Raw genomic sequence first — 14,781 nt, forward strand, 5'->3', positions numbered from 1 at the left:
ATGAATCAAAATCACTTTTGGAAAAGGAGGGTACCTATGCTGAATCAGCCACTTACGGTATTAAAGGGTGTCGGAGAAAAACGCGCCCAAGACTTGGCGAGTTTAGGAATCGAAACCATCGAAGACCTGCTAAAGTATTACCCGTTTCGTTATGAAGACATTCAAGAACGGCAATTAGCGGAGATTCAAGACCAAGAAAAAGTAACGATCAAGGGGATCGTCGTTTCCCCACCGGTCGTCAATCGCTTTGGTTACAAGAAAAGTCGGTTGCAATTTCGCATGATGCAAGACCACGATGTCTTTAATGTCTCCTTTTTCAATCAGCCTTATTTGAAGGATAAAGTAGAGGTCTCAGAAGAGATCGCCGTCTATGGCAAATGGGACGCCAAACGCAAAGGACTGACGGGAATGAAAATTCTCGGCAGCAAGAGCGCAGAAGACTTTGCCCCAATTTATCATGTCAATAAAGCCGTGCGTCAAAGTGTGTTGATCGAACTGATCAAACAGGCATTCCTTGATTTTGGTGATCAGATCACGGAGATCTTGCCTTTGTCATTGATCGAAAAATATCGGTTGTTGGATCGAAAATCCGCGATGTTTGCAATGCATTTTCCCAAAGATCCCCAAGAGAGCCATCAAGCGAAGCGTCGGGTGATTTTTGAAGAGTTTTTTTTGTTCCAAATGCAGATCCAAGGACTGAAGAAAAGCGAAAAAGCCGAGAAAAACGGCTTGGCGATCGATTATGATGTGCAACGCTTGAAAGAATTTACTCGTAAACTGCCCTTTGAATTGACGAATGCGCAAAAGCGCGTGACCAATGAAATCTGCCATGACCTGAAAAGTCCGCAGCACATGCAGCGGCTCTTGCAAGGAGATGTAGGGAGCGGGAAAACAGTCGTTGCGGCGATCGCCCTCTATGCTACGATGACGGCTGGCTTTCAGGGCGCACTGATGGTGCCGACTGAGATTTTGGCCCAACAGCACCTAGAGAGCTTGAATCAACTCTTTGACCCCTTAGAAGTGACCACCGCTCTTTTAACAGGCTCGACCAAACCAAAAGAACGGCGGGTCATCTTAGAACAATTAGCAGCTGGGGAGATCGACATCATCGTTGGGACCCATGCGCTGATCCAAGAAGGGGTAGACTTTGCACATCTTGGCTTAGTCATCACCGATGAACAACACCGTTTCGGGGTTAATCAGCGAAAAGTCTTAAGGGAAAAAGGCTATCTGCCTGATGTACTCTTTATGACCGCCACGCCGATCCCTCGTACGCTAGCGATCACGGCTTATGGCGAAATGGATGTTTCGGTGATCGATGAGATGCCGGCAGGACGGATTCCTGTAGAGACTCGCTGGGTCCGGCCACCGCAGTTTGAATCGATCTTAGAGTGGGCGCAAAAAGAATTGGCCCAAGGGCATCAGATGTATGTCATCTGTCCTTTGATCGAAGAATCCGAAATGCTGGATGTCAAGAATGCCACGGAGATTTATGAGCAGCTGCAAAGTTATTTTTCCCCAACCTATCAAGTAGGGATGTTGCACGGGAAAATGAAGAATCAAGAAAAAGACACTATTATGGAAGCATTCAAAGAAAATCAACTGCAGATCTTGGTTTCCACGACGGTCATCGAAGTAGGGGTCAATGTTCCCAATGCGACAGTGATGCTGATCATCGATGCTGATCGTTTCGGATTAGCCCAGCTCCACCAATTACGTGGACGGGTAGGACGCGGCGCCGATGCTTCTTACTGTATTTTGATCGCGAACCCGAAAAATGAGACGGGGGTCGAACGAATGAAAATCATGACAGAAACCACCAACGGCTTTGTAGTCAGCGAAAAAGACCTGCAGTTGCGGGGGCCAGGAGAAGTCTTCGGCAATCGACAATCGGGCTTGCCAGAGTTTGCGGCTGCCGATTTGGTCGCGGATGCCCATATTCTAGAAGTGGCACAAGTCGAAGCTACCCAGCTTTGGCAAAAAAACAGCTGGCAGCTGTTGCCAGAATTTTCGGCATTGGCGAACTATTTGGCAGCAAAAAAAGCAGACAAACAATTTTTTGATTAAAGAATATGCTATACTGATTGGGAAAATGAAGGGAGTGGCAGCGAGATGCGGATTGCTGTTGATGCAATGGGCGGAGACAACGCCCCAAAAGCGATCGTAGAAGGAGTCATGCTGGCGAAAAAAGACTTTCCAGAGATTGAATTCCTCCTTTACGGAAAAGAAAATGAAATCAAAAAATACATGACGGATGATAAAAATGTCACTATCATCCACACAGATGAAAAAATCAATAGTGATGAAGAACCCGTCAAAGCAATCAGACGGAAAAAAACCGCTTCAATGGTCTTAGCGGCACAAGCAGTGAAAAATGGCGAAGCAGATGCGATTTTTTCAGCTGGAAATACCGGTGCCTTGTTAGCGGCTGGTTTGTTTATCGTCGGTCGGATCAAAGGAATCGATCGTCCAGGATTAATGTCCACAATGCCAGTGATCGGCAAAGATGCTGGCTTTGATATGCTGGATCTAGGTGCCAATGCCGACAATAAACCAGAACATTTGGCAAACTATGCCGTCTTAGGATCCTTTTACGCCCAAAAAGTTCGTGGGATCAATCGACCACGGGTCGGCTTATTAAATAACGGAACGGAAGAAACCAAAGGTAGTGAATTAACGAAAAAAGCCTTTGAACTGCTGTCAGCGGATCCTACGATCCACTTTATCGGCAATGTCGAAGCCCGGGAATTACTGGATGGTGCAGCTGACGTCGTCGTGACAGATGGCTTTACTGGGAACGCTGTTTTGAAATCGATCGAAGGAACCGCCTTGAACTTGATGGCGTTGTTGAAACAATCGATTCTTGATTCAGGTACCAAAGGGAAATTAGGCGCATTGTTACTGAAAGATGCATTGCGGAAAGTGAAAAATGAAATGGATTATGCGAAACATGGCGGGGCCGTATTGTTTGGTTTGAAAGCACCAGTCATCAAAACCCATGGTGCGACAGGACCAGAAGCGGTAGCGTACACCATCAAGCAGATCCATACGATGCTAGCAACAGATGTCGTGGCACAATTGGTCGCCCACTTTGAAGAAATGCCGGCTGCAAAAGACGAAACGCAATCATAATGCAATCATTGTAATGAAATTGCAAAAAAATCTAGACAAAAAGCATAGAAAGCAGTACAATGTTTGTTAGCCATTCTATGTTTTGTGCAAACGCGTGGAGGTGAAGCCAGTTGACACGAGATGAAGTATTCAAGAAAGTTGCGGTCGTGATCGCCAATCATTTTGAAATTGACGCAGAGAACGTAACGGATACGATGAGCATTAAAGACGACTTGAACGCTGATTCGATCAGTGTGATGGAATTCGTCCTTGAACTAGAAGATGAATTTGGTACCGAGATTTCTGATGAAGATGCCGAGCAGATCGAAACAGTCGGTGGAGCGGTTGATTATATTTCAAGCCATCTTGCTTAAGACAGACATAAGAGCTAAGTCCTAGATGACTTAGCTCTTTCTTTCTCATAATTGATCCGCTGTGATTTGGGCAGTTTTTCTTTAGAATCGAAATCAAAAAAACGATCGTTAAACCTGACATGACGGCGTTGGAAGCATAATGTAAATTTTCTGAAAATTCAGTGTATTAAGTTTTCTGGGACTTGCATTATTGTTAGCATTTCTATATAATTATTAAGAATATATTATACAATGTTAAGAAAGCTTTTGGAAATGAAATGCATGTTCCTTCTTTTTTACATTAAAACGCAAGACATCTTAGAAAGTAGAGAGGGGTATTCGATTGTCCAGAGATAATCAATTACTAGATGTTCAAAACCTTCACACAGGTTTTCGTATCAAAGACGATTACTATGACGCAGTAGATGGTATTTCTTTTACACTGGATCGTAATGAGATCTTAGCAATCGTAGGAGAATCTGGTTGCGGAAAAAGTACGTTGGCTACAACGATCATGGGGCTACATGACCCAAACAACACGAAAATCACTGGGGAAATCTTATATAAAGATTTAAACTTGTCAAACTTAAATGAAACGTTATACAACAAAATTCGCGGAAATGATATTGGGATGATTTTCCAAGATCCGTTGTCTGCACTGAATCCGTTGATGCGGATCGAAGACCAAATCAAAGAAGGTTTGTCTTATCATACAGATATGAATGCCGAACAGCGCCAAGCACGAGCATTAGAATTATTAGAACAAGTTGGGATTCCAAATCCGCCACGTGTAGGACGTCAATACCCTCATGAATTGTCTGGTGGGATGCGTCAGCGGGTCATCATCGCGATCGCGATTGCTTGTAAACCGCCAATCATCATTGCGGATGAGCCAACGACAGCGTTGGACGTGACGATCCAAGCACAGATCCTTGATCTACTAAAAGATTTGCAAGAAGAAACGCAAACGGGGATCATTTTGATCACCCACGATTTAGGTGTCGTAGCAGAGATGGCCGACCGAGTAGCCGTAATGTATGGGGGACAGTTTGTGGAAGTCGCATCAGCCGAAGAGTTGTTTGCCAATCCGAAACATCCATACACCCGCTCATTGCTTAACTCGATCCCTCAAGAAAATTCTCAAGACAGTGAACTGCATGTGATCGAAGGGGTGGTTCCTTCCTTGAAAAATATGCCTCGGACTGGTTGTCGGTTTGCTGCACGGATTCCTTGGATCCCTGAAAGCGACCACGAAGCAAACCCAGTCTTGCATGAAGTAGCACCTGATCATTTGGTCCGTTGCACATGCTACAAGCATTTTCATTTTAGAGACGAAGAAGGAGAAGTGTAGATGACAGAATTAATTACAATCAAAGATCTGAAAGTCCACTATCCTATTCGCAGCGGATTCTTCAACCGCGTCACGGATCACGTGTACGCCGTTGATGGTGTGGACTTCGTCATTGAAAAAGGAAAAACCTACGGATTGGTTGGTGAGTCTGGTTCTGGTAAATCCACAACTGGGAAAGCTATCGTTGGGTTAGAAAAAATCACTAGCGGCGAAATTATTTATGATGGGCAAGACGTGACTAAACGTTCTGTCCGCAAGAAAATGAACTACAACAAAGATGTCCAAATGATTTTCCAAGATTCAATGTCTAGCTTGAATCCTAAAAAACGTGTGGTGGACATTATCGCAGAACCATTGCGCAACTTTGAACGCTTAAGCGATCAAGAAGAGAAAACACGTGTGAAAAGTTTGTTGGATATCGTTGGGATGCCAGAAGATGCCCTATACAAATATCCGCATGAATTCTCTGGCGGACAACGTCAACGGTTAGGGGTTGCCCGTGCGGTAGCTTCCAATCCAAAACTGATCGTCGCCGATGAGCCGGTTTCAGCTCTTGACTTATCCGTGCAAGCACAGGTACTGAACTTTATGAAACGGATCCAGCAAGAATTCGGCTTAAGTTTCTTATTTATCTCTCATGACTTAGGGGTCGTAAAACATATGTGCGACAATATCGCCATCATGTACAAAGGCCGCTTCGTTGAGATCGGGACACGGGAAGATATCTACCAAGACCCGCGTCACATCTATACAAAACGTTTATTATCAGCGATTCCTCAAATCGACGTAAAAAATCGCGATGCTCACAAAGAAAACCGCCGCAAGGTCGAGTTGGAATATGTGACCCATCAAAAAGATTACTACGACGAATCTGGCAGAGTGTATGACTTGCGTAAAATCACCGAGTCGCACCAAGTCGCATTGAAAAACGGGGGTGCTGAATAATGTGGAAAACAATTCTACGTCGTTTGTTGTTGATGATCCCACAAGTCATTATTTTGAGTATCTTGATTTTCTTGATCGCACAAGCAATGCCTGGGGATCCATTTACTGGTTTGATCAATCCAAACCAAGATCCAGCTGTTATTGAGCGGATGCGTGAAGCCGCTGGTTTGAATGACCCATGGTATACCCAGTATTTCCGTTGGATCGGAAATGCCTTAAAAGGGGACTTTGGACAAAGCTTCATCTTTAAATTGCCTGTTTCAACATTATTAGCAGGACGTATCAGCAATACATTGTGGTTATCCTTATTGACGGTCATTTTGACTTACGTGATTGCCATTCCTTTAGGGATGTGGGCAGGACGTTACCAAAATTCATTGCTTGATAAAGTCGTCGTTGTTTACAACTTCTTCAGTTTCGCCGTACCGTTGTTTATCTTTGCGTTGATCGCATTGTTCATCTTCGGTTACCGATTGGCTTGGTTCCCAACGGGTGGTTCCGTTGCACCGGGGGTCAGCGGCATGGCTGAGTTTTGGAGTCGCTTGTATCACCTACTATTACCGGCAATCACTTCTGCATTATTAGGAACAGCAGTGACGATCCAATACTTGCGAAGTGAAGTCATTGATTCGAAATCATTGGATTTCGTTCGTACCGCTCGTTCAAAAGGGGTACCAACGAACAAAGTCTTCTCACGTCACGTTTTCCGGAATGCATCGTTGCCGATCGCATCACAAATGGGCTACGAGATCACGTCATTGATCGCAGGTTCTGTGGTCATTGAGAAAATCTTCGCCTACCCAGGTGTCGGAAAACTGTTTATCGATAGTATCGTCCAACGGGACTATGCCGTGATCACTTCACTGACATTGATCTTAGGACTAGCGACCTTGATCGGTACGCTGCTGTCAGATATCATCATGAGTATTGTCGATCCAAGAATCAGAATCCAGTAATAGGAGGGGATAAATGTGTCTGAAAAGAAAGAAAAAGTACTAAAACAAGAGAGCATCCCGCCTATGGGATTGAAAATGATTTTTCGCGAATTCTTAAAAGATAAAATGGCGATTTTTTCATTAGTTTTGTTAGTCGCAGTTTTATTATTCGTGTTTATCGGCTCGGCAGTTATCGATCAATCACAAGTGATGCGTGTCAGCATCCTTGATAAATATGCTGTACCTGGCGCGATTTCGCCAAACGGCGGCACCTACCTTTTAGGGGCGGATGAAGGTGGCCGTGATGTTTGGGGACAATTGATCATCGGTGCGCGTAACTCAATCTTGATTGGTTTTTCAATCACGATCATTACGTCGATCGTTGGGGTCGGATTAGGGATCATCTCAGGTTACTACGGCGGCATCATTGATAACATTTTGATGCGTATCGTTGACTTCGTTATGATTTTGCCGATCATGTTGATCATTATCGTTATCGTATCGATCGTACCTCGTTATAACGTTTGGACCTTTATATGGGTCATGAGTGCCTTTTACTGGGTCGGAAAAGCAAGGCTCTTCCGAAGTAAGACCCTTTCAGAAGGCCGTCGCGACTATGTTAGTGCATCGAAAACCCTCGGAACCAATGACTTTGTCATCATGTTCCGCGAAATCATGCCGAACCTTAGCTCATTGATCATCACCAACTTAACAATGAACTTTGCAGCGAATATCGGTATTGAAACGACACTAACATTCTTAGGTTTTGGTCTGCCGACCAATGTTCCAAGTTTGGGAACACTGATCGGATATGCCAGCAGCGGTGATGTGCTGGTCAACAGACAGTGGATCTGGTTACCCGCATCAATTCTAATTTTAGTCTTGATGTTGAGTATCAATTACGTTGGTCAAGCATTTAAGCGTTCAGCGGATGCGCGTCAACGACTAGGATAAACAAGGAGGATACAGGATGAAGAAAAATATTTTTGGTATGGTCACTCTTTTGTCAGTGTTAGCATTGGCAGCTTGTGGCAGCAACGGCGGCGGAACCGATTCTTCTGGTGGCGGCAATGCAGCAAACGATACGGAAGATGTAAGCAACTTCCCAATCGAAGTTAGCAATGATGCAGAGGCAATCGAAGGTGGTACTTTGGATGTTGCAGTAGTGATGGATACGCAATTCCAAGGGTTGTTCCAAACAGAATTTTATCAAGATAACTATGATGCACAATTTATGTTGCCAAGTAATGAAAGTTTATTCGTCAATGACGCTGATTTCAAAATTGTTGACGGCGGGGCTGCAAATCTTGAGCTAGATGAAGACAACAACACAGCAACAATTACTTTACGCGACAACCTGAAATGGTCTGATGGCGAAGATGTTACGGCAGATGATATCATCTTCACATACGAAGTAATTGGTAACAAAGATTATACTGGTATTCGTTATGATAGTAACTTTACTAACATTGTTGGTATGGAAGATTACCATGATGGCAAAGCTGATACTATTTCTGGTATCACCAAAGAAAGTGACAAAGTCGTTAAAATCGAATACAAAGAAGTTCACCCTGGTATGATGCAAGCAGGTGGTGGTATTTGGGCTTCTGCATTACCAAAACACGCCTTTGAAGGAATCGAAGTCAAAGATATGGAATCAAGCGATCAAGTTCGTAAAAATCCAATCGTCTTCGGACCATATGTAATGTCAAATATCGTAGCTGGTGAATCCGTAGAGTACGTTCCAAACGAATACTATTATGGAGATAAGCCAAAACTAGATAAATTATCATTTAAAGCAGTTCCAACTTCATCTATTGTTGAAGCGATGAACGCAAAACAATATGATATGGCTTTATCAATGCCGACAGATACGTATCCTACTTATAAAGATACTGATGGTTATCAAATCTTAGGCCGAACAGATACTGCTTACACCTATTTAGGTTTCAAATTAGGTAAATGGAATGCTGATGAAGGAAAAGTAGAATATAATCCTGATTCAAAAATGGCTGACAAATCATTGCGTCAAGCAATGGGGTATGCATTAGATAATGATGCTGTCGGAAGCCGTTTCTACAATGGCTTGCGTACAAATGCAACGACATTGATCCCACCAGTATTTGGCTCATTACACAATACAGATGTTGAAGGTTATACTTTAAACATCGACAAAGCAAATCAATTACTTGATGATGCTGGCTACAAAGATGTCGATGGCGACGGTATGCGTGAAGACAAAAATGGTGAGAAATTGACCATCAACTTTGCTTCAATGTCCGGTGGCGAAACAGCACAACCGTTAGCAGATTACTACATCCAACAATGGAATGAAATCGGACTTGATGTACAATACACAACAGGTCGCTTGATCGACTTCCAAGCATTCTATGACAAATTGGAAAATGATGATCCTGAGATTGATGTTTACCAAGGTGCATGGAATACTGGCTATGACCCATCACCAATGGGCTTGTATGGACCTAACTCTGCGTTCAACTACACTCGTTTTGAATCAGAAGAAAATACGAAATTGCTAGAAGCAATCGATTCAAAAGATTCGTTTGACGAAGCAAAACGTAAAGAAGCGTTTGATGCATGGCAAGAATATGCTGCTGATGAAGCATTTGTTATCCCAACACTTTACCGTAGTGCGGTGTTACCTGTATCAAATCGTGTCAAAGACTTCACATGGGCCTATGATGTGAATTACAATCCTTGGGCAACAATTTCAGTTACAGCTGAATCTCGTTAATCAATGATCGATGAAAAGACGTCCTTTCTGGGACGTCTTTTTTCTTGTTTTTTTGCAGGTATCTGAGGAAAACAGGCTTTTTTTATACAGGAGAAGAATAAGTAGATAAAATTTTATTACGGTCTTTCCAAGAATTTGGAGGAAACATTTCATAATTCGGCAAAAACCAGTATAATAGGGAAGTGTCGATAAACTAATGAAGGAATGTGACAAATGAATACACAATTAACGAAAGAACTAAAAGAAAAGTTTGATATTGTGTTCCATGATGTAGATCTGCTTGAACAAGCGTTTACGCATTCATCTTATGTGAATGAGCACCGCAACTTGCACTTGTCAGATAACGAACGTTTAGAGTTTTTGGGCGATGCTGTCTTAGAGTTGATCGTTTCACGGTATTTGTATCGTGAATTGCCAGATCTGCCCGAAGGTAAGCTGACGAAGCTACGGGCGGCAATCGTTCGCGAAGACAGTTTATCCATGTTTGCCAAAGATTGCCGATTCGATGAATACATTCGTCTAGGCAAAGGGGAAGAAAACTCTGGCGGTCGTAAACGACCTTCTTTGCTTTGTGATCTATTTGAAGCCTTTTTAGGTGCGTTATACTTGGACCAAGGACTGGAAAGTGTCAGCGGCTTTTTGACGAAAGTTGTTTTTCCAAAAGTAAAAGCAGGTGCTTTTTCCCATGAGATGGATCACAAGACCCGCTTGCAAGAAGTCTTGCAGCGTGGCGGCGATGTTTCCATCAACTATCGTTTGATCAAAGAAGCAGGCCCCGCCCATGAACGGATTTTTTGGACGGAAGTCTATTGCGATGATACCTTGATCGGAAAAGGACAAGGAAAATCGAAGAAATTATCAGAACAGGACGCCGCGGCGAATGCCTTGGCAGATCTTGAACAGTAAGAGAGGACTGGCGGAGTGTATTTAAAACGAATAGAGATTGCCGGCTTTAAATCCTTTGCCGACCGCACAGTCATTGATTTCGAACATCGTGTGACTGCAGTCGTCGGACCAAATGGCAGCGGCAAGAGCAATATTACCGAAGCGATTCGTTGGGTTTTAGGAGAACAATCTGCCAAAAATCTACGTGGTGGCAAAATGCCTGATGTTATTTTTGCAGGTTCTGACACCCGCAGAGCGCTAAATATAGCGGAAGTGACGATCGTTTTAGACAATAGCGATCATTACTTACCGATGGATTACAGTGAGATCAGCGTGACTCGCCGCTTGAGAAGAACCGGCGAAAGCGACTTTTTCTTAAATAAACAAGCTTGCCGCTTAAAGGACATCCAAGAGTTATTCATGGATTCTGGGTTGGGGAAAGAATCATTTTCGATCATTTCCCAAGGCAAGGTAGAAGCAATTTTCAGCAGCAAACCAGAAGACCGTCGTGGGATTTTTGAAGAAGCGGCGGGGGTATTGAAGTACAAACAGCGGAAAAAGAAAGCCGAGCAAAAGTTGTTTGAAACGGAAGACAATTTAAGCCGTCTACAAGATATCATTTATGAACTAGAAGATCAGTTGGTGCCTTTGGCAGCCCAAAGTGACGCAGCCAATCGCTTTTTAGCGTTAAAAGAAAAATTGACGACGGTTGATGTGGCCTATGCGGTCTTAGAGATCACGAAAGCAAAAGAAGCGTGGGAGACAGCCAAAGCTCAACTGAGTACCTTTAACCAAGAACTGGCGCAGATTTCCGAAAAGATCAATCAAGGGGAACTGTCGCTACATTCTTTGCGACAACAACGTACCGCCTTTGATGAAACGTTGGAGCGTTTGAATCAGCAGCTTTTAGAGGTTACCGAAGGACTGAAGCAAGCTGAAGGACAAAAAGAAGTCTTGGATGAACGATCAAAACATACGCAAAAAAGCTCCGCGGAATACCAAGAAACCTTAGAGGAAGTCACGGAACGGGTCACACTTTTAAATGAAGAAAAAGCAGAACTGATTGGCTTGCTTTCACAAAAGAATCGTAGTGTGCAGGAAGTTGAAGCAGCGATGCTGGCGTGTCAGCAAGAGCAGGAAAAGTACCAACGTTCAGCAAAAGAAATCATTGAAGAATTGCGTAGCCAATATGTCGAAGCTATGCAAGAGCAGGCAACGATCGGAAACGAATTGAAATACTTGGAGCGTCAATACCAGCAAGAAGCCGCGAAAAATCAAACGGCGTTAAGCAAGCAGACGCAAATGAATACGTCGTTGAAAGAAAAGACGACGGAAGCGCAAATCGTGGAAGAGCAGCTAACGCAGGCTAAGGTGATTTTAGAAGAACAACGCAAGCAATACATCCATCTTCAAGAAAAAGCTCAGACCAACAAAAAACGCTTTGATGAAGAACAAAAGAAAATGTATCAGTTAATGAGTCAAGTGCAGCAGGTACGAGCGAAACAGCGCAGTCTGCAAGACATTCAAGAAAATTATAGCGGCTTCTATCAAGGCGTTCGCTTGATTTTGAAAAACAAACAGCAAATCAGCGGCATCGTTGGCGCAGTAGCGGAGTTGATCGATGTGCCACAAGACTATACCGTGGCGATCGAGACCGCACTAGGCGCCGCTGCACAGCATGTCGTCGTTGAAAATGAACGAGATGCACGGTCAGCCATCACGTATTTGAAAGAAAATCGCGGCGGTCGTGCCACTTTCTTACCGTTGACGACCATCAAAGCCCGTCATTTGCCAGATTATGCCCGCAATCAAGCCAAGCAAGTGTCTGGCTTTATCGGTGTTGCCAGCGAATTGGTACAGTCGTCTGAACACGTTCAAACCATTACGGATAACTTGTTAGGTAGTATCTTGATTGCCGAAGACTTGCAAAGTGCCAATGCGTTAGCACGGGCATTGAACTATAGCTATCGGGTCGTTTCCTTAGAAGGGGATGTCATGAATGCTGGCGGTTCCATGACGGGTGGCGCAACGAAGAAAAATGCCGGTAGTTTGTTTAGCCAAAGCAATGAGCTGCAACAATTGACGGCACAAGCGGCGCAACTGGATGAGCGGCTTTTAAAAACGGAAAAGCAAGTCCAGCATTTTGAAGCAGCGACCAAAGAAGCACAAGCAGCACTAGAAGAATTGCGGACGCAAGGGGAACAGGCTCGCATGACGGAGCATGAGCTGCAAAGCCGCTTACAAAATCTTGAGAATGACCTGAGCCGCTTGAAGCAAGAGCAGCAAGTGTTTGATTTTGAACATCGCGAAGTGCAAGCCTTCTTTGAAGAATATGATGAGAAGAAGACGAGTTTGGAAGAACAGCAAAAGAATATTGCGGCGCAATTGGCGAAAATCGATCAAGATATTCATCAAATGAATGCCGAAGAAGACTTGATCGAGGAAAAACGCCAAACCTTAGCACAAGAAAGTGCGCGCTTGCAGGCAGCTTTCGCCGTTCAAAAAGAACAAGTGGCGCATTTGCAGCAAAAAATTGCCGCTACGAATCAAGCATTGGAAGAAAACGAAGCGCGTCAGCACTCCTTAGAACGGCAGTTAGCTGCCTTGACAAGTAACGTCAGCGATCATGAGTTCTCAGAAGAAAACATTCTTCAGCGAATTGAAGCATTCACAAAAACCAAGCAGCAGGTAACAGCGGAATTGACGGTGATTCGTGAACAACGGCAAGTGGTTCAACAAGAAATCGGCGCATTAGACGAAGCCCTGAGTGCTGAAAACTTAACGCAAAAAGAAAAGCTGTCAGAAAAAACTGAAGTTGAGATCGAAAAAAATCGCGCAGAATTGGTGATGGACAATCGCTTGTTGTATTTACAAGAAGAATACAATCTTACCTTTGAAAAGGCCGCGCAAGATTTTTCTGAAATCGAGGATGCAGATCAAGCCAAAGTCGACATTCAGGAACTAAAACAAGCGATCGAACAAATTGGTCCAGTCAATTTAAATGCGATCGAACAATATGAGCAAGTCAATCAACGGCATTTGTTCTTGACGAGTCAGCGAGACGATCTGCTGTCGGCTAAAGCACAGCTGTTTGATACGATGTCTGAAATGGATGAAGAAGTCAAAACCCGTTTCGGCGAAGTCTTCGATGCGATTCGTCTGCAATTCAAACAAGTATTTCCTAATATGTTTGGCGGCGGTCATGCGGAATTAGTCTTAACAGATCCGAAAGATTTATTGAACACTGGGATTGAGATCGAAGCCCAACCACCGGGCAAGAAATTGCAAAACCTCAGCTTGCTATCAGGGGGCGAACGGGCACTGACTGCGATTGCGTTATTGTTTTCCATTATTCAAGTTCGTCCAGTACCGTTTTGTGTGCTTGACGAAGTGGAAGCAGCATTGGATGAAGCCAATGTCTCTCGTTTCGGTCATTACTTGAGTGCTTTCCAAAATGATACACAGTTTATCGTCGTAACTCACCGTAAAGGAACGATGGAGGCAGCAGATGTGTTGTATGGTGTGACCATGCAAGAATCTGGAGTGTCGAAGATCGTGTCCGTGCGCTTAGAAGAAGTGCGTGAAGGCGGTAGTTTTGCAGCAGATCAAGCATAGAGGAGGAATGGTATGATTAAACTGATTGCGATCGATTTAGACGGAACGTTATTGAATGACAAAAAAGAAGTGACTCCTCGCAACAAAGAGGTACTTGCTCGTGCCAAAGCACAAGGCGTAAAGACCGTCATTTGTACGGGACGTCCATTACGGGCGATCCGTCCCTATTTAGAAGAATTATCGCTGAAAGAACCCGGCGACTATAGCATCACCTTTAACGGCGGTTTGGTTCAAAAAAATGAGACTGGCGAGATCATTGAAAAAGCAGCGATGCAGCTGGCAGATATCCATGAATTGGTTTCAGTGGCGGAAGACTTAAATTTGCCTCTAGACGTGGTATCAGAAGAGATCGTCTTGAGTTTGCCCACTTCAGCAGCGCATCCATCGATTTATGGCTCCTTGAATCCTTTATTGGATTGTCGTCCTTTTGCCGTAGCTGATCTGGATGAATCGATGCTCTATAATAAAGCGGTGATCGCCTACCATCAGGAAGTTTTGGATCCTAAGATCCCTGAGATTTCCTCAGAGATCCGCGAGAAATATGAAATCATCAAAAGCCGGAATAACCTGTTGGAATTTATGCCTAAAGGAATCACCAAAGCCTATGGTATCAGCCTATTGGCGCAAGATTTAGGGATCAAGCAAGAAGAAGTGATGGCGATCGGTGATGAAGAAAATGACTTGCCGATGATTCGCTATGCAGGGATTGGCGTAGCGATGGCCAATGCCGTGCCAATCATTAAAGAAGCGGCTGACGTTGTCACCCTTTCAAACCAAGAAGACGGTGTGGCAGCAGTGATTGAAGAATATGTCTTAAAAGGAGGTGCGTAA

11 protein-coding genes are annotated in these 14,781 nt (G+C 43.9%); all 11 read left to right on the forward strand.

What is annotated here, in order from left to right:
* Positions 1 to 2,067, forward strand: coding sequence for an ATP-dependent DNA helicase RecG (gene recG / locus A5877_RS10380; protein ID WP_254904959.1), 2,067 nt, complete (start codon positions 1 to 3; stop codon positions 2,065 to 2,067).
* Positions 2,068 to 2,112: 45 nt separating this feature from the next.
* Positions 2,113 to 3,132 (forward strand): phosphate acyltransferase PlsX, encoded by a 1,020-nt coding sequence (plsX, locus tag A5877_RS10385; RefSeq protein ID WP_086316787.1) that lies wholly within the window; start codon positions 2,113 to 2,115, stop codon positions 3,130 to 3,132.
* Between the two features lie 110 nt (positions 3,133 to 3,242).
* Positions 3,243 to 3,485 carry an acyl carrier protein gene (gene acpP, locus A5877_RS10390; protein ID WP_005227129.1) on the forward strand — a complete coding sequence of 81 codons (243 nt, stop codon included), beginning with the start codon at positions 3,243 to 3,245 and terminating at the stop codon, positions 3,483 to 3,485.
* A gap of 322 nt (positions 3,486 to 3,807) precedes the next feature.
* The gene (locus A5877_RS10395) at positions 3,808 to 4,815 is read left to right on the forward strand and encodes an ABC transporter ATP-binding protein (protein WP_005232494.1); all 1,008 of its coding nucleotides are present in this window, start codon (positions 3,808 to 3,810) and stop codon (positions 4,813 to 4,815) included.
* Complete coding sequence (locus A5877_RS10400; RefSeq protein WP_005232492.1) at positions 4,816 to 5,760, forward strand: ABC transporter ATP-binding protein; 945 nt, start codon at positions 4,816 to 4,818, stop codon at positions 5,758 to 5,760.
* Positions 5,760 to 6,716 (forward strand): oligopeptide ABC transporter permease, encoded by a 957-nt coding sequence (opp4B, locus tag A5877_RS10405; protein ID WP_005227132.1) that lies wholly within the window; start codon positions 5,760 to 5,762, stop codon positions 6,714 to 6,716. Before A5877_RS10400 ends, opp4B begins: the two co-directional genes overlap by 1 nt.
* A gap of 15 nt (positions 6,717 to 6,731) precedes the next feature.
* Positions 6,732 to 7,649 carry an ABC transporter permease gene (locus tag A5877_RS10410; RefSeq protein ID WP_005227133.1) on the forward strand — a complete coding sequence of 306 codons (918 nt, stop codon included), beginning with the start codon at positions 6,732 to 6,734 and terminating at the stop codon, positions 7,647 to 7,649.
* Between the two features lie 16 nt (positions 7,650 to 7,665).
* A complete protein-coding gene (locus A5877_RS10415) occupies positions 7,666 to 9,450 on the forward strand; it encodes an oligopeptide ABC transporter substrate-binding protein (RefSeq protein ID WP_008376345.1) in 1,785 nt (594 codons plus the stop codon).
* A 213-nt stretch (positions 9,451 to 9,663) separates the two neighbouring features.
* Complete coding sequence (rnc, locus tag A5877_RS10425) at positions 9,664 to 10,356, forward strand: ribonuclease III (protein WP_005227136.1); 693 nt, start codon at positions 9,664 to 9,666, stop codon at positions 10,354 to 10,356.
* Between the two features lie 15 nt (positions 10,357 to 10,371).
* Complete coding sequence (smc, locus tag A5877_RS10430; protein WP_086316789.1) at positions 10,372 to 13,950, forward strand: chromosome segregation protein SMC; 3,579 nt, start codon at positions 10,372 to 10,374, stop codon at positions 13,948 to 13,950.
* 12 nt (positions 13,951 to 13,962) lie between these two features.
* Entirely contained in the window at positions 13,963 to 14,781 is an 819-nt protein-coding gene (locus A5877_RS10435) for a Cof-type HAD-IIB family hydrolase (protein WP_086316791.1), read from the forward strand.

This window comes from Enterococcus sp. 3C7_DIV0644 (assembly GCF_002141235.1).
Classification (GTDB): Bacteria; Bacillota; Bacilli; order Lactobacillales; family Enterococcaceae; genus Enterococcus_D; species Enterococcus_D entomosocium.